The organism is Arthrobacter sp. MDT2-3, from assembly GCF_059090465.1.
Genome location: NZ_JBNHFS010000002.1, coordinates 698,307 through 718,328 on the forward strand (window position 1 = coordinate 698,307; position 20,022 = coordinate 718,328).

Sequence of the window (20,022 nt, forward strand, 5' to 3'; positions counted from 1 at the left end):
TCAGATACTAGCGGCGGGGGGATGCGGAATCCTAGGTTTCAGTCCCGGCGAACCTGGCTCGTGGCCGTTCCCCCGCGGCTGGATACGGCCCTGACCGATGTGACCTGTTGACGCGGGCCGGGCTTGGCCACCAGCGACCAGCTGCCAAGGGAGTTGATGGAGACCGTGCCCAGCAGGGTTTCGGCACGTCCAGGCGTGACGTCATAGACCTTCACCGAGGCTGAACCGGTCGGGACGGCACCGCCGATCCTGGAGGTTCCCGTGACGTCCAGGTCCTTGTTAAGGCGGTGCCGCGCGGTGGTGATGGTGAGGACGTCGGTCTGCGCCGTTGCGGTTGCTGTCGCCGTCGGTGTTGCCTCCGCGGTGGTGGCAGTATCGGTTGGCTCCGCAGTCGCGGTTGCGCTGGTGGTTGGTTCCGGCGTTTCCGTTGTCGGCTCGTCCGTGGGTTCCTCCACCAGTACGGTTTGGTTGATCGGATGCGGCTTCGAGGCGTCGATGGGGTGGTTGGGGTCGGGATCGTTCGTATCGATGCCCACGCTGAACTGGGCCATCATGTCGTGATCCTCGTGCGGGAGGTTGTGGCAGTGGATCATGTACCGGCCGCGGTGGTGCTCAAACTTCATGAGCAGCCGGACCGTCTCGCCCTCGCCGACGTACACCACGTCCTTGGGCCCGCGTTCATAGTTGAAGGGCGCTCTCCCGTTGCGGCTGAGGATCTGGAAATCCACCAGGTGGATGTGGACCGGGTGAAACCATCCCCCTGAACTGTTTTCGATGGTCCAGATTTCAACATCGTTCAGGTCGGGGTCTGCCAGCACTTTCCGGTAGCCGCTCTCCACCACTTCGTCCCACGTCATGCCGCCGAAGGTCCAGATGTCGTTGTCCCGCTTCACGCGCATGTGCCGACTTTTAACGGACTGGGAGGGCGTCAGGCTCATGGCGGTGCTTGGTGCGAGCAGTGTCGGCATAACCTTTGCGGCCGGCCCGGACGTGTCCACCGGTTCATTCGTCACATCAAAGGCCATGACCCTGCCGGTGTTGTCGTAGTCAATGTTGTTGTCGTTGGACAGGTTGCGCAGTTCCACGCGTTTTCCAGCCGGGTACTTGGAGAAGTCGATGAGGACTTCGTAGCGCTCCGCGCCGCTGTGCCGCCATGATGTCACCTGCTGTGCTGTGGGCATCAGGCCGCCATCCGTGGCGACCATGGTCACGGGGTCCCCGGTGCTAAGGGAGAAACGGTAGGAGCGGGAAATGGAAGCATTGAGGATGCGGAAGCGGTAGATCCGCCGCTGGACCTTCATGACCGGCCACGGCGCCCCGTTTACCAGGATGACATCACCCCAGAGGCCGGAGTGGGTGTTGTCGTCATATGCCAGGGAGCCGTTGGCGGCGAACATGGCGTCGGAAACGGTCAATGGCACGTCGAACTTGCCCTGGGGAAGCAGGCTTCGTTCAACCTCGTCGTGCAGGTGGTAATGGCCCGCCAGCCCGGAGTAGACACTTTGCGACGTGTTGTGGACCGCATGGTCGTGATACCAGAGGGTCCGCGCCGGTTGGAAGTTGCCGTACTCGTAGTCCTTGCAGTAGCCGAGTCCGGTCAGGTCGTTAGCGTACCCGTCGAACTGCGGCAATGAGGCCGCCCCGTGCAGGTGGGTGGACGTATCAAGCCGGTACCCCCACTGCGGATGGAGCAGAGGCAGCACGTTGTCCATCATGAGAGTGATGCGGTCGCCCTGATTCACCTTGATCGTTGGTCCCGGAAACGTTCCGTTGTAGCCAAGAATGGGCGTGCTCAGGCCCGGCACGATATTCGCCGAACTGAGTTTCTGCTCAATGCGGTAGTGGTGCCTGTTGTGGCCGTCGGCATCCACAGTGGTTTGTGTGGGTTGAAGCACCGACGGGATAGTTAGAGCCCGCTGGTAGGGCCTGGGCATGTTGCCGGCGGCCAGCTGGCTCGCTGACTTTGCCTCCACCGATCGCAGCGGGACGGCAAGCCCAAAGGCGCCGATGATTCCGATACCACCTATTTGCAGTGCCTGACGGCGTGAAATCGACATAAACAAAGAGTGGAGGAACAACGGTGCGAAAACGTTGGGGAAATCTGGGGCCCGGTGATGCCAAGGATTTCCCAAGCGGGTCACGCCAGGCTGGCATGACTTAAGAGGCCACGTTGCCGTGCGAGCGGGATCAGGGCCAGTAGAGCGGCGGAAGGGGCACGATGTCGCTGAGAACACGGGTAGTGGCATTGCTGGCACTGCTGGCGGCCGGGATACTGTCACTGGTCTGGGCTTACATCTACGGCGGCGGCGCGGACCCGGGCCTGTTGGACCGGGCAGGCCCGGCCGTGACCTGGGGGCTGCCTGCAGCGAAGATGCTGTTCAACCTCGCCAGCGCCGGCACCATCGGTGCACTGGTCCTGGCAGCCTTCGCACTCCCCCACGGCGGGACCGCCTATCCCCGGGCACTTCAGCTTGCCGGATGGTCGGCGGTGGTTTGGGCCGGGGCCGCCGCGGTCCACACGTCCGCAAGCTTCCTGCTCCTTGCCAACAGGGCGCCGACGGCCGGACTCGATGAGGCCTTTTGGATGTACCTGGCCAGGATTGATGCTGGCCGGGCAGGGGCCCTGAGCACGCTTATAGCCGCCGCCGTAGCTTGTTCGTGCTTCCGGCTCAGGAGCCCGCGCCTTCTTGCCGTCACCGCCGCCGCGGCTTTCGCAGGGCTGTTGCCGCTGGTCATGAAATCCCACGCGGCCGGCGGCACCGACCACGCGGACAGCACCGCCACCCTGTTCGTGCACGCGGGCGCCGCCGCAGTGTGGCTGGGCGGCCTGCTGGCACTGGTCGTGCTGAGGCCGGTGCTGCCGGTGGGCCAGCTGGGCGTGACGGTACGGCGGTACTCCACGCTGGCGTTGATCAGCTTCATCGCCCTCGCAGTCTCAGGAATCCTGGGCGCCCTCACCAGAATCAGTACGGTCGAGGCCCTGCTGAGCCCCTACGGTGTCATTGTCCTGGCCAAGGCCGGAGTCTTCATCGTGCTCGGGCTGTTCGGGGCGCTGCACCGGCGCTGGTTGCTGGGCCGGATTGATAAGCACCCGGCGCGGGGTGGCAGGCACTTCGCCGCCCTCGCCGCCGTCGAACTCGCAGTCATGGGTTCCGCTTCGGGGATGGCCGCGGCGCTTGCCCGGACAGAACCACCCAAGGCCGCCGGGTCCGGGAAGACGTTTGCCGCGGACTTCGCCGCCGGGCTGCCCGAGCCGGGCCTTTGGGAGTACCTTGCGGGCTGGGCTCCTGACCCGTTGTGGAGCCTGGCCTGCGGTTTCGCCGTCTTCGCGTACCTGGCCGGGGTGCGGCGGCTCCGGGCATGCGCGCGGCCCTGGCCCGCGCAGCGAACGGCGGCGTGGCTTGCGGGAATGGCAGTGCTGTTCGTTGTAACTAACGGGGGCGTGCACCTCTATCAGGGCTACCTGTTTAACGCGCACGTCCTGACCCAGATGATGCTCACCGCCGTCGTACCGTTGCTGATCCTCCCGGCCGCCCCGCTGACCCTGGCCAACCTTGCCATCAGGGCCAGAACAGACGGCAGCGCCGGGGTCAAGGAATTCCTGGAACGGTGCGTACAACCGGTGCTTGCGGCGCTGCGCCGGGATCCGGTGTTGGGCATCTTTATCCTCGCCGCGTCCTTGCTCGTCATCTACTACACCCCCCTGCTCGAATGGGCAGCCGTGGGCCAGATCGGCTACAACACCACGACCCTGCTCGCCCTGCTCGCCGGCTCTCTGGCCACCGCCACGCTCACCGTGGCGCCGGACCACGGCACCGGCAACGCAGCAAGCCAGCGGCTGTTCGTCCTGGCAGGAATGGCCGGCGTCTACGCATTCGGCGGGTGGAAACTGACGGAGCAGGCACCGGCAATGGAAATGCCCTGGTACACCTCGGTAGGCCAACCCTGGGGCCTGGCAGCGGCTGCCGCCCCGGAGCTGGGCGGCACCATCATGTGGTCTATCGCCGCCATAACGCTCGCCATCACAGCCGCGATGGCCGGCAACCGCGGTGGCCAGGGTGCACAGAACCAGCAGGTAGGGCAGGCAGCCAGCGCAGCCCGAGTACCTGCGAAATAGGTGCACCCGTGCTGCGCCTCCTGCGTCCTCTGCTGGTTACCGCAGCCGTTTGGTTGCTTGCCGCCGGTTCGCATGTCCTCGGTGGAGGTACGCTTCCGGCTGCGGAGACCTCAACGGCGTTGATCGCGCTGGTCTTGCTGGCCGTCCTGTTGGGCCTGGGCCGCCGCTTGTCCATGGCGAGAATAGCCGGCGTCGTTGGAATCGGGCAGGTGTTGCTTCACCAGGCTCTGAGCCTCCTGGCCCAGGAAACCACCTGCGTCAATGCGCCGCACGGCTGGCACCATGGCGCCCCCGCCGGCGCCTGCCTGACCGGGACACCTGAAGTCCTCCTGCCTGCGGCCCCCGGGCTAGCCATGTCGCTGGCGCACATTCTTGGCGCTGCTGTAACCGCGGCCCTATTAGGCAGGGCAGAAGCAGCGCTTTGGCGGCTCGTCGCTTGGTTTCGCCCCCTGACGCAGGCCCTCCAGCCCGTTACCATTTTTTGGTCCGGCCCGTCCTGTGGTGAATGCGGACCCGAGCCAATACCTACTCCCTGGCGAAACCACCGTGCTGACGGCATCCGGGGGCCACCGGTGCAGTGCGCTCCTTTCTCCTCGCCTATCTGAGTGCAGAGGCAGGTCAAGGGAACGCTGCAGCCGTCAATTCACACTCCGCTGCCCGCCATCCCTTTCGATTCTGGGCGGCACCAGCAAAAGGACTTTTCCATGAAAACCAAGACCACGAATGCCCTCAAAGTAGCTGCCATCGGGGCAGCCACGGCCACTCTTATGACTTTTGGCCTCAATGCGGCCACCGCCCACGTGACCGTCACACCGGACGCCCCCGCGGAAGGCGCCTCCACGCAGGTGACTTTCAGGGTTCCCAGCGAGTCGGAGACCGCCACAACCACGAAAATCAAGGTGGATCTGCCAACGGCCACTCCGTTCACATCGGTCCGGGTAAAGCCCGTTCCGGGCTGGACCGCCGAGGTGGTCAGAGGAACGTTGCCCCAGCCGGTAACCGTGAACGGTGCCACCATCACCGAGGCGCCCTTGTCCGTGTCCTGGACCGCCATCGACGCATCGAGTCAGTTGACTATCGATCAATACCAGATGTTCTCCGTCTATGTCGGGCGGCTTCCGACGGCCGGTACCACCGTAATGCTGCCGGTGGCGCAGTCCTACTCCGACGGCACCGTCCGGAACTGGGATGATCCGGTGGTAGCGGGCCAAGGCGAACCCGAGGACCCCGCCCCATCGTTTGTGACAACTGCCGCCGCGGCGGCACAACACGGCCACGGCGGCACCGCTGGGACAACGCAGGCCACTGAGCCGGTAGCGGCAGTGAACCCGGATGCACCCATGCCCGGGCCGGTCTGGGCGGCCTTGGCGGCCGGGCTGTTGGTACTCGCCGCAGGCATTGCCGCGTTCTTCCGCTCGGGACGAACCAGGAAGATCTGATTGCCAAGCCCCTGCCCGGCGTCGTCGCACCAACCGTGGGACAGCGGCGGCAGGGGCTTGTGACCGCCCGGCTGCCGGCTCCTAGGGAATCCCTAGGAGCCGCTTTCGTTCCTTGGGAAAAGCAAGCCGCCCTGTCCCTTGGCTGGTGTATGCGTCCTGTTCAGCAGGACTGCAGCCAGCGTTTCCACAAGGTGCACTTCCTACGTTGTGACTGTGCGTGAACCCCTTGCGCACCCAGGATCAGTGAGGTTCTTATGAAATCTGCACTACACGGACCAGGAGAGCGGGGAGTCCGCGTCCATAGTTTTGGAAGGGCCGGCATTATTGGGTCGGTCTCGGCCGTACTCTGTGCCACATCCCTGCTCGCCATCCCCACCGCCAACGCCGCCGTCCCGGCATTCCCGAACAACGTGGTGGTCTTCCCCGACCGGGACTTCGTCACGATTGAGGGCTACCAGGACAGGGTCGGCCAGACCGCCACAGTGGAGGTCCACCGCCCCGGAATCGGGATTGTCGGCTCCGCGAAGAGCGTGGTCGCGGCCGGGGACGTGGCCTTTGAGATCAACCACCCGGGCGGAGTCTGCTGGGGCGACGGGACTGACGTGAAGGTCACCCCCGACATCAAGCCCGGCGACAAGGTGACCATCAAGTTCGGCACCACCGAGGCAGGAACCACAACCGTCCAGGACACCTACGTCAATGCTCCCTCCATCCGCAACGGCAACACCGTGATCGTTAAGGGTCATGTGGCCGGCAGCGTCAACCAGGACCAGATGGAACAACGCATTGTCGAGCCCGCCCTGAAGGACACCAGCGTGGGGCGCCGCGACGCCCGGGCAGTTGCCGGAGCACCGGGAGGGGACGACGGCTACACTTCAACGCTGGAATTTGGCTTGGACGGCCCCAACACCTTCACCGCCACCTATGAATTCGACGAAACGCAGGCCGCCGAAATTGCGGCAGCAGCTGGCGGTGCGCGCTCCATGGCCTGGGAAGAGAGCGATGCGGACGACAACCGGCAGGGCCTGACCATCGCCGAGTATGGCGAGCTTGGCGGACCGGGAATGGGCGGCTGCCCGAATGGTCCCCTGGGCTCCGGGCCTGCAGGGCCTACCAACATCTCAGCGGCCAAGGTAAACAGCGACTTGAAAGTAAACTGGACTCCCGCCGTGGCCGTCCCCGGAACGCCGGCAATCACCGGCTACCGCGTCACGGCCGTCGCTGAAACGGCCAACGGATCCGAGCGGCTGGAATCCGGTGTTCGCATCAGCGACCCGAAGGCCGCCAGCACTACCATCAAGGGCCTTTCTGCCGACGAAGAGTACGACGTCTACGTGGTGTCCGTCAGCAGCGTCGGTGAGACGTTCCCGGCTCCCCACGCCTTCGCGAAAACGGACACCGAAGCCCCGACTGTGACCGCCTCGCCCAACGGCGGAACCTTCTCCACTGCGCAGGAGCTGACGCTGACAGCCAGCGAACAGGGCAGCGATATCTACTACACAACTGACGGAACAGATCCTGTTTCCGCCGGCGGTGGCGCCGCCAACGCAGAAGTTTACAAAGGCCCGATCAAGGTCACCCAAAACACCACCTTCACGGTGGCCGCCATCGACCCCTCGGGTAACGTCTCGGTAGAGAACGAAACTTTCGAGTTCCAGATCACCAACGATCCCGTCCCGGCCGCTCCGGTGATCGCCAGCGCGCCGAAGGCAGGGCTGGGAACGGCGGAAGTTTTCTGGACGGCACCCGACGCCGGAGCTGAAGGACTCACCATCACCGGATACTCGGTCCAGGCCTACACCGGCGACGCAGCCTTCGGAACTCCCAAGAAGGTGGCCGGGGACGTCACTTCGCTGGTCTACGACGGGCTGAACGGCGACACCGAGTACACGTTCACCGTCACGGCCAGCAACACCAACGGCGCCGGAGCCCCATCGGCCAAGAGCGCTCCTGTCACCGTTCAGGGTGCCGTTGTCGCGAATGCCGGACCGGATCAGAACGTCGCGCGTCGCACCACGGCAACCACTGTCACTCTGGACGGCACCGGTTCCACCACCCAGGCCGCCGGCGCCACATACAAGTGGGAGCAGATTCTGACCGCAGATAACAGCGCCAAGGACACGGTCACCCTGAACGGGGCCACTACACCGAAGCCAACCTTCAGCTTGCCCGTCTACAACTCCACGATGACCAACAACCCGCTCACCTTCAAACTGACGGTCACCGTCGGCACGACGGTCCGGACGGATGAGGTCAAGGTGACACCCGTTCCGGACAAGGTCACCATCGCCTCGGCCACGTGGAAGCCCGGCGACATGAGGGTCAGCGGGAGCGGCAGCGTTCCTGGCGCCACCATCACCATCAGGGTTGGTGGTCCTACTGGCACGGTGCTGAGCCGGGTAAACGTTGCGGCGGCAGTCGCGCCGGCCACCGGCGGCACCTGGAGCCTGCGGCTGCGCGACAATGCCGCCGGCACCACCAACCCAGGCTCTGTCTGGATTGAGTCGACCGTGGGAGGCACTGCCGGACCACTGTCGGTCACCAACAGGTAGACAAAAGCCCCACCCTGGCCCGGTGGCTCTCGGTAACATACCGGAAGCCACCGGGCCTTGGCGCGCCCCGCGACAGTCGCGTCACTGGCTGGGCCACCAGGAAACGTTCGACGACGGCAAGTTGCCTTTCCCAGGAAGGTAACCTGCCGTCGTCGTAGCTCAAGGGAACCGGCCGTCGTGCGTCTCGAGGCTGCTGTGAAAGTGCCGGCGAATCTCCGCAGCCTCAGCAGTTGGTGATCGCGGGAGTCGTACTGTCCCCTGTGCGGGGAACGCCACGAATGTTGAAAGTCTCGCCGGCGTTGCTCCTGATAGGCCAGCTGCGAGGCTGGAGAAGGGTGGCAAGGCTCGGGATGCGCCCAGTAGCCGGCTGCACCGATGGTGTCGGGGAATCGGATCACGGGTGAGCATCAGGACCACGGACAGCGGTACGAGCCGTTTGCTGATGGCTCCTATGCTCTGGGACGCGGGCAGCTGCCTCCTTGAACACCCAAGGGGTGTCAAGCCTGCAGTTGCCGCCAGTTCAACGCAGGAAACGAGGGCCTCCTTGTCCGGGAGGAGCGTGACCGCCCACTCGGTACCGGAGGCCCCCGCCCCTTAATTCACACCAAACTGTTACACCCTCAACGAGAACTACGCCTGCATGGCACTTGGTACGGAAGACTTCTGCCGTGAGGCTGCGGCAGCGTGCCTGCCGGCGAAGCTGACGGCAGGCACAGCCACGCCGAAGGCGGCGGTAACGGAAGTTCCGGCCCCCGGCGTCGAGCGGACTTCAAAGGTGCCCCCGGCCTGCTGAATGGTGTCGCCAAGGATCCGCAGGCCAAGATGGCCCTCGGTGCGGGGTTCCGTCGGGTTGAAGCCCACGCCGTCGTCGGACACCGTGATCTGGGTGCGCTGGCCAGCTTGCCAAACGCGAATGCCAACCGACTGCGCTGCGGAATGCTTGCCCACATTCACCAAGGCTTCGCGGGCCACCCGGTAGAGCAGAACAGCCCGGTCCCGGTCCAGCACGAGCTTGTCCGGAATCTCAACAGTCAGATGTATTCCCCGCTCCACAAGGGGCGCCTCCAGCCTCACGAGGGACGCCTTGAGCCCTAGCTCTTCGAGGTCGGGGGGATAAAGTTCAGAGGTCATGGCCCGGAGGGTACGGATATTGTTCTGCAGCATGGTCCGGGCATTTACAAATACGGGCTGTAGCTCCACGGGGCCGCGGCGCTCCTCTGACTCCAAGGCATAAGCCAGTCCGGACAAATCCTGGATCACCTCATCGTGGAGTTCGCTGGCGATTTGCCGGCGCTCCTGGTCCGATGCCTCGATGGCACACCGCAGCATTGCGTTGCGCGCCGCCTGATGGACCTGCATCCTCCGGGCCAGGCGGACCGCCGGAACCAGTTGCGTCAGCTGAAGTACGGCCAATGACAGCGCCATGGGCGGGACCATGCCCATCAGGACTGCCTGCTGTTCGCGGCGGACTCCGTCACCGGAACTGTACGTTTCGAAGATCATCGGGGCTCCGCTTGCGGATGCGGAGCGTGCATACACCTCCACGAGTTCGCCAATGTCCGCCTCAAACTCGTTTTCTGCCTCAGTCTGGGATTCAAAGGTTGCAGTCGCCGGGCCGCCTTCAAGGAGCTCGCGTGCCCATTCCTCCTGCTCGAAATCCTGCCCAATAAGCGATTCGATATCGGAATAGACTACGCGGCCGTGCTCGTCCCACACCTTAATCCTGGTCACGCCGCTCTCAGCCAGCCACGGCGCAAGCCGCTGGTCGAGCAATTCCAGCGCGGCGGGGTCACGGGCAAGGAGCTGGTCAGTAATCAGCGGCCCAACCACGTTATCGGCCAGGCGCTGGGTGATGTCCCTGGCGTTAGCCAAGGCGTGCCGTTCCGCTTCGGCCTGGACCCAGAAGGAAACGGGGACGGCAACCAGGACGAGCGCAGCAAAGCCGGCAATGAGGAATCGCGCAACAGCAGCCCTCACCTCGCGCCGCTCCGCGACGCCTTGGTCAAAAGGGGCGGCGTGGGCGGGCTTCCCCGCAAAAATTCTGCTCACAGTGAGATCTGCCGGGTCAATTTGCCGAGGACCCAGCAGCCGGCGAGACGGTGCCGCCCCATTTTGCCACGAGGGAAGGATTCACAATCATGCTGCCGGAATGGGCGTGCCTCAGGGTGTCGAGCATGACCCCCAAGGCTCCGTCCTTCGGGAGGAATCCGCAGATACCCATCCGGGCGGCCTCGCGCAGGGCTTCCTGCGACGGGTTGCCCGTCAGCATAACGATCCGGGTTTCGGGCGCTTCCGAAAGGATGCACTCTGCGGCCTTGAGCCCGGAACCGTCAGGAAGGTACAAATCCATAATGACGACGTCGGGCCCGAGGTCCCGGAACATCGTTACCGCAGATGCCACGGACTTCGCCGCTCCTACGCTTTGCAGGTCCGGCTCGCGGTCCAGCGCCCCTGCCAAAAGGTCGGAAAATGTCGTGTGGTCATCAACGATAAGAATCCGCAGGCGTCCCGTTTCCTGCGGGGTCACCCTCGCAACGGGGCGGCTTTCCGTGACCACCTGGATGGGACCAACTGGCTCCGCCGGCGGGCATGTTGCCGCGGTGCTCCTCAAGAGCCTGGTTTGCGCCTCCCTCAGCGCCGGCCCCGGGGCGCAGCCCAACTCCTGGTCAATGATCCTGCGGCAGCGATCGTAAGCGCGCAAGGCTTCCGTGCTCTCGCCATTCTGCTCAAGCCCAAGAATCAACGCCGTCCATGCCCGCTCGTTGAGGGGGTCCTCCTTCACCGCCGCGCCACCCCAAGCAATAGCCTTACTTACCTCCCCAAGGGAGAGCGCCGTTTCTGCGGCCAGGACGCGGGCAAGACCCACCTGCGCTGCGTGCGCGGCGCGCTCCTCTTCTGCCCAGGCTGGCAGCAACTCGTCCCCGAGCAGTGGGGCTGAAGCCAGGTCCAGTGCTTCTGTCAGCAGTGCGAGCGCCGTGCGAGGCTCGGCCTGGGAGGCCCTTTTGGTCAGTGTTTCGAACCGGTCCAGATCCAGTTCCACCAATGACCGGTCGATGGCATAGCCGCCGGTGACCGTCCGCAGGGGACCGGTTCGCCCGGTACCGGGCTGCAGGTTGCGCCGGAGGACGCTGACATAGCTTTCAAGGGTGGGCAGTGCAACAGCCGGGTGGTTGCCGCCCCACAGCAAATCCATCAGCCGGGACTTCGACACTGCCGTGCCAAAATTCATCAGGAGAATTTCCAGGACCTGGCGGGGCTTGGGTCCGCCAAGGTCGTTGGCGCTCAGCTCGATGTCGCCGCGGCGGATCGTCAACGGGCCAAAAACCGAAATCGAAAGCGCCGGCATCGTTGGCGGCACTTCCGGAACAAGGCCAGTCTGGACGGTGTTGTTTGGCAGTTCCAAAGTAATCACGTGGATTCCCCCAGGTTGTTCGGTGGTGCGTGGTCCTTATTGAAGAGGTACGGGAAAAGACGAACAACAGTGTTGATTACTCACTTTCGTAGCCGCCTACTACTTGGTCCTGAAGGCTTTACGCAGACACCATCCGGTGGGAATAAACGGTTAGGCCGGGCCACGCAGCACGGCGGGAAACGTTGCCGCTGGTGAACCCGAAATTGATGAGCGGTGGCGAAGATTGGGAAAACCCTAGGTATCGCGGCGAAAGTAGTAATTCCGTCGCCGAAGATTTCCCCAAGCCTGCCTACCTAATTTGTACAGAACAAGCACAAACCCTGGTACGGCAGCCAATGTGACGGGAAATCGGATGACATCGCGGACCGCGGAGATGCACAAAGTCTCCGTTAGTGTACCCACTACGCCGCTGAGGCAGGCCTGGTCCGACGTACGGGCGGAACTGCGTACTGTCCGTGTCCGGGTCCTGGTCACGGTCTTGGCTTTCCTGGCAGCCGGCCTGCTGGTCACCGGCGTCACCACGCTCGCCCTAGACTTACGCAACCTCAACAGCCGTGTTAACGAAGAGCTCCTGCTGCAGTCCGCCCGGCTTCAAAACATTGTGGAACAGGGTGTTCCGGGCGGAGGGCCGTTTACTTCACTCGATGGGCTGTTCACCGTTTTCCTCCAGGGTGACGCGCCCGGCAGATACGAATCGGTGATGGCCACCGTTAACGGCGGCAAGACGTTCTTGCCCGCCGCAGAGCAGCCCAGCCATCTCGCTACTCCCCAGGTGCTCGAAACAGTGCGGGCCGAACATGTTGAGAAAAGCACAGTCTTCCATGACATGTCGCTGGACGGGCGGACGGTGCGCCTGGCCATCACCTCGGTATCGCTGGGCGACGGAAGCCCCGGCGGGTTGCTGGTGGCCGCAAATGAAATAGGGCGGCAGCGGGAGCAGATGATCGCGTCCTTCGGCACCTTCGCCGGGGCGTCGCTGGCCACGCTGCTGCTGGCGGGCGCCGTGGGTTTCGCGGTAACCGGCCGTCTGTTTGTTCCTGTCCGGCGGTTGCGCCAGGCCACTGAGTCCATCACGTTCGAGGACTTGAGCACCCGCGTCCTCGTCCCCTCCGGTGATGACGACGTCTCGCAGCTGGCCACGGATTTCAACCGGATGTTGGACCGGCTGGAAACAGGTATCGCGGACCAGCGTCAGTTTGTGGATGATGCCAGCCATGAACTTCGGACTCCCTTGACGATCATCGGCGGCCATCTGCAGCTCCTGCAGGCAGGAGACCCCAGGGATGTCAGCGAAACCCAGGTTCTGCTCCTGGAGGAACTGGACCGGATGCAATCCCTGGTGGATGAGCTCCTGTTGCTGGCCCGAAGCGGGCGCCCGGACTTTATCAGGTTGGACTGGATCGACGCCGATTCCTTCCTTGAAGCCGCCATGGACAGGATCAAGGTCCTGGCGGACCGGCGGTGGCAGATCGAAAGCATGCCGGGCGGCCAATTTCGTGCAGACCGCAACCGTCTCACCCAGGCGGTGGAACAGCTGGCAGCCAATGCAGTGCAGGCCACGCGGCTTCATGACGTTATCTCCCTTGGCGCAGCGTGGACGGGCACTTCTGTGGGTGCGGCACCGAATGGACATCAGGAACAGTCCCCTGGCGATATCGAAATTTGGGTGGCTGACTCGGGCTGTGGAATCAGCCCCGCGGACCAGGAACGGATCTTCGACCGTTTTGCCAGGGCCGGGGTGTCAAGGGGCAAAGAAGGCTCGGGCCTGGGGCTACCGATCGTCAAAGCCATTGCCGAAGCACACAACGGAACACTTCGGGTGATTTCGCGGGTAAATGAAGGCAGCCGCTTTGTGCTCTCACTTCCAGGAGGAACCGCATGACACGGATATTGATCGCCGACGACGAGCCCCGCATCGCCAGCTTCATCACCAAGGGGCTTACGGCAGCGGGTTTCACCACCACATCGGTGGAAGATGGCATCCGGGCCCTGGACTACGGCAGCTCCGGGGAGTTTGACCTGCTCATTCTGGACATTGGCATGCCCAGAATGGACGGGTTAGCTGTGCTGCAGGCCTTACGGGCCCTGAAGTGCACGGTTCCGGTGATTGTCCTGACGGCCAAGGATTCGCTTCAGGACACCCTCGCAGCGCTCGACGGCGGTGCGGACGACTACATGACCAAACCCTTCCGTTTCGAGGAGCTGCTCTCGCGGATCCGCCTGCGGCTAAGGGATATCCCGGGGGCCCAAGGGGCACCAGACCCAACCTCCGGCGACGTAACCCTGGATGTCGACCTTCGCAGTGCAAAGGTGGGCGGCCGCACGGTGCCGTTGTCCGCCCGGGAGTTCGCCATGGCCCGGGCGTTCCTGGAGAACGAGGGCAGGCTGCTCAGCCGCGAACAGCTGCTGAGCCGGGTGTGGGGATACGACTTTGACGGGTCCTCCAACGTGGTGGATGTCTACGTGGGATACCTGCGCAACAAGCTCGGCCCCGGAAGATTCCTGTCTGTTCGGGGAGCCGGTTACCGCTTTGTGGCCGTCCCCGCTGCCCCTTCCCAGCCTCAATCCCGTTCATGAGAGGTCTCTCATAAAAGTCTCATCCCCCTCTCACCGCGGCCCGGCAGGGTGGGAACACAACCAAGAAAGGCGATCCGATGAAGAAATTCTGGTATCTTCCCATCGCAGCTGTAGTAGGTGCTGCGAGCCTCACGGTCTGGGGCCAGGCCAACGCCGGCCCGCCCGCCGAAGTCTCTCCGGGCGTGGTGGTGACGCCCGTCACCGCCACAGCCGAGGATTCGGCGGACCTGCTTCCCACTTCAGCCCCCACCGCCAGCATCACCGCGATCCCCGACCAGGCAACCCTGGAAACGCAGCTCGTCACTGCAGAACCGCAGACTTTCGCAGCGGTGCCATCTGACAGCCCCACCCACGATCAGTTCGACGATAAGGGCGGGCTCAGGGACGACAGCCTTTCTGACGACCCGCCCGGCGACGATAAGGGCGGCCTCAGGGACGACAACGTTTCCGACGACCCGCCCGGCGACGACAAAGGCGGGCTCAGGGACGACAACGATTCCGTCGACCCGCCCGGCGACGACAAAGGCGGGCTCAGGGACGACAACGATTCCGACGACGCCCCGGGCGACGACAAAGGGGGTGACCGGTAGCCCCTGACGGTCCGCACCAAGGTTTTCCCTAGGACGCCCCTGCAGCATTGCCTTGTTTCGCCGACTCTACTGGGGAGTTGGCCCTACATGGGGAGCAGATTGCAGGATGAAGGCGTCATCGCGTAAACCAACACAAAAAACCGGCACTCGCCCACGCCTCCGGTTCCTGGCCGCATCGGGGGCAGTGGCTTTGGCCGCGTCCATGGGCTTGCCGCCCATCGCCGCCAACGCAGTGCAGGCACCGGTCGGCGCCGGCTTCACCGTAACGCCTGCCGACTTGTCCTTCATCCTGAAGCAGATCAAGATCGCCGAAGCGCACGTAGCCAACACCACGTCAGAAACCGGCCCTTGCGGAGCACTCGTGGGTACCGGACCGAACCAGCTTGCCAGCCCCCTGCTGTCCCACGGGCTGCGCACGGTTGACGGAAGCTGCAACAACCTTCAGCCCGGCCAGGAGACCTTCGGCGCATCGGACCAGGTGTTCCCGAGGCTGGGATCCAAGTCCTTCGGTGCCGCCGAGAGCGGGTCCTTCGGCGGACCGCCCATGGCCACGAGCTACACCCAGAAATCGGGAAGCGTCTTCGATTCGCGGCCGCGCACCATCAGCAACCTGATCGCCGATCAGACGTCCACCAACCCGGCCGCTGTCGCCGCGGCCGGCTTCCCGGCCCGGACGCAGGGCAACGAGGGCGTGGTGCCCTGCACCACGGACCCTGACCCTGAGGCGACTCCCCCGGTCGCAGCCGAGCCCGACGGCTGCGTCCCCTCGCACAACACGCTCTTCATCCCCAACGTGACTACCGACGTCGGACTGTCACCGCCCTACAACTCCCTGTTCACCCTCTTCGGCCAGTTCTTTGACCACGGCATCGACCAGACCGTCAAGGGCGGCGGCACGGTCTATGTGCCGCTCAAGGCTGATGACCCGCTGATCGCAGGACCGGACCATGTCTTCGGCAACGCCGATGACCTCAATCCGAGGATGCGCTTTATGGTCCTGACCCGCGGCCAGAACCAGCCCGGCCAGGACGGTGTCCTGGGAACGGCAGACGATGTCCAGGATGCCCTGAACACCAATTCGCCGTGGGTGGACCAGAGCCAAACCTACTCATCGCACTCCTCGCACCAGGTGTTCCTGCGCGAGTACGCCAACAACGCCTCGGGGCGGCCGGTGTCGACGGGCAAGATGCTCGGCGGCGCGGAAGGTACCCCCACGGCGGGCGGCATGGCCACCTGGGCTGACACCAAGAAGCAGGCCCGGGAGTTGCTGGGCATCCAGCTGCTGGACAAGGACGCTTTGAATGTCCCGATGCTCGCCGCCGACGCCTACGGCAAGTTCATTCCCGGGCCGAAAAACGGGCTTCCGCAGTTTGTTACCAAGTCCGGCCTGGTAGAAGCCGACCGCACCGCGGACGAGGGGCGGGGAACGCTCGTGCCCCAGGACGTGCTGTACTTCAGCACTCCTTTCCTGACAGACATCGCGCACAACGCCGACCCCTCACCCCAGGACGCAGACCACAATCCGGCCACGCCGCCGGCCGCCCCGGCCCCGGACGCGGACAAGACCGCTTCCGCCGATTTCATGCGCCAGGCCCCCGGGACCTACGACGACGAGATGCTCAACGCGCACTTCATCGCCGGCGACGGCAGGGTCAACGAGAACATCGGGTTGACCGCCATCCACCAGGTGTTCCACTCAGAACACGACCGCCTTGTCGCGGACATCAAGCGGGTCCTCAGCAACGACACCTCGGCGAGGGGCGCTGCCGCCCTCCCAGAGTGGAAGCTGGCTGAAGGCGCCGAGGGCTGGAACGGCGAACGGCTCTTCCAGGCCGCACGGTTCGTCACGGAAATGCAATACCAGCACCTGGTGTTTGAGGAGTTCGCCCGGAAGATCCAGCCTGCCCTCAACATTTTCGAGCCTTTCGCCTTCTCCCAGACGGACATCAACCCGGCGGTCAGCGCCGAATTCGCCCACGCCGTGTACCGCTTTGGCCACTCGATGCTCACGGAAACCATTTCCCGCCGCAACGAGGACAGCCCGGGCGCGGACAACATGTTTGGAACGTCCGACGACGTCAGGGGCTCCCAGAATGACGTGTCCCTCCTCGAGGGCTTCCTGAATCCGCCCGCCTACACAGACGGCGGTCCCGCCGGCCCCCTGACTTCGGAGGAAGCTGCCGGCAGCATCATCATGGGAATGTCGGACCAGGTGGGCAGCGAACTGGACGAGTTCGTCACCGATACGCTCCGGAACAAGCTGCTGGGACTGCCCATGGACCTCGCGGCGATCAACCTGACCCGGGCCCGGTCGGAAGGCCTGCCCACGCTGAACAACCTGCGCCGGGAAATTCACGGTGCAACCAACGATGGCCAGCTGAAGCCGTACACCAACTGGATCGACTTCGGCGAAAACATCAAGCACCCCAAGTCCCTGGTCAATTTCGTGGCCGCCTACGGCAAGCACCCCTCCATCCTGGAAGCCACCACGCTGGAGGCCAAGCGCAAAGCAGCCAGGCTGATCGTGAGCCCGGACGCGCTGGCCGGCGAGGTTGCTCCCGAGGACGCCGTGGCCTTCATGAACAGCACGGATGCCTGGGCCAACAAGGGAAACTCATCGATCACGGGACTGGATGACATCGACCTGTGGATGGGTGGCCTCGCTGAACGGACCAACCTGTTCGGCGGACTCCTCGGCAGCACCTTCAACTACGTTTTCGAAAGCCAGATGACGGATCTGCAGAACGGTGACCGGCTGTACTACCTGGCCCGCACGCCCGGCATGAACCTGATGGCGCAGCTTGAAGGAAACTCCTTCGCGGAGATGATGATGCGCAACACCAACGCCCAGGCACTGAAGGCCGATGCGTTCGCCACGGCTGACTGCAAGTTCGAGCTAAAGAACCTCAACGGAACGGTGCAGGGCTTCGCCTCCGCAGGCAACGCCGTCGCCGACGACCCCGCCTCGGAGTGCAACGAATCGGCACTGCTGATCCGGATGCCCGACGGCACCATCAAGTACCGGGCGTCCAACTCGGTGGATCCGGCCGGCATCAACGGCCAGGCCGTGTACAACGGATCCGTCAACGCCGACCGCATCCATGGCGGCGTGGACAACGACACCATGTGGGGCGGCCTGGGCAAGGACGTCATCGAAGGCAACGACGGCGCCGATACAGTCCTGGGCGGTGACGGCAACGACATCATCACCGACTCAGCCGGAGACGACATCCTGAAGGGCGGACCGGACAACGACGCGATCGACGGCGGCCCGGGCCTGGACCTCCTCCTCGGCGGCGACGGAAAGGACTTCATCAACGGAGGCGCGAACTCGAACGAGACCTTCTCCGGCGAAGACGACGACTTTGTGATCGCCGGTGAAGGGCTGGACGCCGTATTCGGCGGTGGCGGGAACGACTGGGCAGAAGGCGGCGACGGCCCCGACCTGCTGATCGGCGACTCGAGCAACCTGTTCTTCCTGGACGACTCACAGAAGCCCGGCAACGATGTCCTGGTGGGCCAGGGCGGCGATGACGACTACGACATGGAAGGCGGGGACGACATCGGCATCGCCGGACCCGGCGTGGAGAAAGTGGCCGGCGCATCCGGCTACGACTGGGAAATCGGCGTCTACGATCCCCAGCCGCAGGACGCAGACCTGGAACTTCCGATCGAACCGCTGGACATCCTGCAGGTGGGCGTCCGCGACCGGTACAACGAAGTCGAGGCGCTCTCCGGCGGTCCCTTCGACGACAAGCTGCGGGGCGACGACAGCATTCCCAAGGAAATGGGTGGCGGAGGCTTCATCGGCTGCGATGCCCTGGACCAGGCAGGTGTTGACCGCATCACCGGACTCGGCCAGCTCATCACATCACTGCCGACTCCCCTTGCTGATGTCATCAACGCATCGGCGTCCAAGGAATGCCCCGTGCTGAGCGGCCCCCAGGTATGGGGCGAAGGCAACATCCTGCTGGGCGGCGGCGGCAACGACCTCATCGAGGGCCGCGGCGGCGATGACATCATCGACGGCGACCGGTACCTCAACGTCCGCCTGAGCGTCCGTACGGACCCCAACAACGCGGCCACTGAGATCGGCAGCGCCACGGGAATGAACGCCCAGTACCAGCGCAATTCCGACGGTACACTGACCGGCCCGACCCTCCAGCAGGCGGTATTCGCAGGCAGCGTCGACCCCGGCAACATCATCGTCGTCCGGGAAATCCTGGCATCCTCCGAAGGAACCGATACCGCGGCCTTCTCGGACTTCGAATTCAACTACACCATCACCACAACCGGCGGAGACGGCACCATGGGCTCGCCCGGAGCTGTCACCACCGTCCAGCACATCAACGGCGATGACGGCACCGACACCCTGCGCAACATCGAACAGCTCGTCTTCGGCGACGGAACCGACGGAGTCGACGACGGTGAGGACGAGGTGGATGAGGTTGAGGATGACGTGGATGAAGTCGAAGACGGAGCCGGCGAAGAAGTCGATGACGGGATCGATGAAGTCATCCCGGGCGATGGCGAGGTCATCGTGGTTGTCCCGCCGACGCCGGGCACCCAGCCTGTTCCGGACACCGCCCCAGTGGACCAGGCACCTGCAAACCCCGCACCTGCCAACCCCGCACCCGTGGACCAGGCACCTGCCAACCCGGCACCAGTGGACCAGGCACCTGCCAACCCGGCACCAGTCGACCCAGCCCAAGTGCCGGTGTCGGCCCCAGTAACCGGCGGCTTCTTGGTCCGGACCGTTGATTCCACGGGGGCCCAGTTCGGAGAGATCCTGACTTCAGAACCCGGTGCCACGAGAGTGGTCGTTCGTGGCCTGGAGAACGGGGCCGCTTACCAATTCCAGGTTGCCCCCGCCGACGGCGGCAGCGAACCCCAGTTCTCCGAACTGAGCGAACCTGTTGTCCCCGGTGCCACAGAAGACGAGCGCCGTGCCTTCAACGAGGATGTGGCGGGGCCGGCGGAAGCAGGACCCGTAGCGGATCAACCGCTGGCACAGGTACCCGCAGCAGGACTCTTCGGGGGGCCCCTCGGTACCGCTACGGCAGTCACCTTGGCGGCCCTGGCCGAGTACCTCGTCACGGATCCGGGCAGCGCGACCCTTGCCATCACCACAGGTGGCCTCCTGGCTGCCTGCGCCCTGCTGGCGTTCAAACTGTTCCGCTTCCGGGCTAACGCCAGGAAAGCACTGTCCGAGGAGGCCAGGACTTCCACCAATGCCTGAGTAACCGAAAGTACGCCATCAGCGTGCTGCCATATGCCAAAGGGTGGCCTACCCCCAGTCAAGGGGGTAGGCCACCTTTTGGCTTGCGCATTGTCC

At 64.3% G+C, this 20,022-nt stretch carries 10 protein-coding genes; 7 read left to right on the forward strand and 3 right to left on the reverse strand.

Annotated elements, in window-relative coordinates:
- Positions 1-38 precede the first annotated feature (38 nt).
- Positions 39-2,057 (reverse strand): multicopper oxidase family protein, encoded by a 2,019-nt coding sequence (locus AC5RUQ_RS08910; protein WP_493946929.1) that lies wholly within the window; start codon positions 2,055-2,057, stop codon positions 39-41.
- A 161-nt stretch (positions 2,058-2,218) separates the two neighbouring features.
- Here AC5RUQ_RS08910 and AC5RUQ_RS08915 point away from each other — a divergent pair, with 161 nt between their 5' ends.
- From AC5RUQ_RS08915 to AC5RUQ_RS08925, 3 genes are all read left to right on the forward strand, one after another.
- Entirely contained in the window at positions 2,219-4,117 is a 1,899-nt protein-coding gene (locus AC5RUQ_RS08915) for a bifunctional copper resistance protein CopD/cytochrome c oxidase assembly protein (RefSeq protein ID WP_493946930.1), read from the forward strand.
- 704 nt (positions 4,118-4,821) lie between these two features.
- Positions 4,822-5,556, forward strand: a complete 735-nt coding sequence (locus tag AC5RUQ_RS08920) for a YcnI family copper-binding membrane protein (RefSeq protein ID WP_493946931.1) — start codon at positions 4,822-4,824, stop codon at positions 5,554-5,556.
- Positions 5,557-5,810: 254 nt separating this feature from the next.
- Positions 5,811-8,108 (forward strand): fibronectin type III domain-containing protein, encoded by a 2,298-nt coding sequence (locus AC5RUQ_RS08925; RefSeq protein ID WP_493946932.1) that lies wholly within the window; start codon positions 5,811-5,813, stop codon positions 8,106-8,108.
- A gap of 630 nt (positions 8,109-8,738) precedes the next feature.
- Here the strand turns inward: AC5RUQ_RS08925 and AC5RUQ_RS08930 are convergent.
- Together AC5RUQ_RS08930 and AC5RUQ_RS08935 are read right to left on the reverse strand one after the other, a co-directional pair.
- The gene (locus AC5RUQ_RS08930) at positions 8,739-10,157 is read right to left on the reverse strand and encodes a sensor histidine kinase (protein WP_493946933.1); all 1,419 of its coding nucleotides are present in this window, start codon (positions 10,155-10,157) and stop codon (positions 8,739-8,741) included.
- Between the two features lie 16 nt (positions 10,158-10,173).
- Complete coding sequence (locus AC5RUQ_RS08935; protein WP_493946934.1) at positions 10,174-11,520, reverse strand: BTAD domain-containing putative transcriptional regulator; 1,347 nt, start codon at positions 11,518-11,520, stop codon at positions 10,174-10,176.
- A 352-nt stretch (positions 11,521-11,872) separates the two neighbouring features.
- Between AC5RUQ_RS08935 and AC5RUQ_RS08940 the strand changes: the two genes are divergently transcribed.
- The 4 genes from AC5RUQ_RS08940 to AC5RUQ_RS08955 all read left to right on the forward strand — a co-directional run bounded on the left by AC5RUQ_RS08940 (position 11,873) and on the right by AC5RUQ_RS08955 (position 19,926).
- Positions 11,873-13,402, forward strand: coding sequence for a sensor histidine kinase (locus AC5RUQ_RS08940; RefSeq protein WP_493946935.1), 1,530 nt, complete (start codon positions 11,873-11,875; stop codon positions 13,400-13,402).
- Positions 13,399-14,097, forward strand: a complete 699-nt coding sequence (locus AC5RUQ_RS08945) for a response regulator transcription factor (RefSeq protein ID WP_493946936.1) — start codon at positions 13,399-13,401, stop codon at positions 14,095-14,097. Before AC5RUQ_RS08940 ends, AC5RUQ_RS08945 begins: the two co-directional genes overlap by 4 nt.
- Before the next feature lie 77 nt (positions 14,098-14,174).
- Positions 14,175-14,687, forward strand: a complete 513-nt coding sequence (locus AC5RUQ_RS08950; protein ID WP_493946937.1) for a hypothetical protein — start codon at positions 14,175-14,177, stop codon at positions 14,685-14,687.
- 202 nt (positions 14,688-14,889) lie between these two features.
- Positions 14,890-19,926 carry a peroxidase family protein gene (locus tag AC5RUQ_RS08955; protein WP_493946938.1) on the forward strand — a complete coding sequence of 1,679 codons (5,037 nt, stop codon included), beginning with the start codon at positions 14,890-14,892 and terminating at the stop codon, positions 19,924-19,926.
- Positions 19,927-20,022 lie beyond the last annotated feature (96 nt).

What these genes read in the sequence shown, in the direction of transcription:
- AC5RUQ_RS08915 (WP_493946930.1), top strand. Translation starts at nt 2,219, where the DNA reads ATGTCGCTGAGAACACGGGTAGTGGCATTGCTGGCACTGCTGGCGGCC.
- AC5RUQ_RS08920 (WP_493946931.1), top strand. Translation starts at nt 4,822, where the DNA reads ATGAAAACCAAGACCACGAATGCCCTCAAAGTAGCTGCCATCGGGGCA.
- AC5RUQ_RS08910 (WP_493946929.1), bottom strand. Translation starts at nt 2,057, where the DNA reads ATGTCGATTTCACGCCGTCAGGCACTGCAAATAGGTGGTATCGGAATC.
- AC5RUQ_RS08925 (WP_493946932.1), top strand. Translation starts at nt 5,811, where the DNA reads ATGAAATCTGCACTACACGGACCAGGAGAGCGGGGAGTCCGCGTCCAT.
- AC5RUQ_RS08955 (WP_493946938.1), top strand. Translation starts at nt 14,890, where the DNA reads ATGGGCTTGCCGCCCATCGCCGCCAACGCAGTGCAGGCACCGGTCGGC.
- AC5RUQ_RS08945 (WP_493946936.1), top strand. Translation starts at nt 13,399, where the DNA reads ATGACACGGATATTGATCGCCGACGACGAGCCCCGCATCGCCAGCTTC.
- AC5RUQ_RS08940 (WP_493946935.1), top strand. Translation starts at nt 11,873, where the DNA reads ATGACATCGCGGACCGCGGAGATGCACAAAGTCTCCGTTAGTGTACCC.
- AC5RUQ_RS08950 (WP_493946937.1), top strand. Translation starts at nt 14,175, where the DNA reads ATGAAGAAATTCTGGTATCTTCCCATCGCAGCTGTAGTAGGTGCTGCG.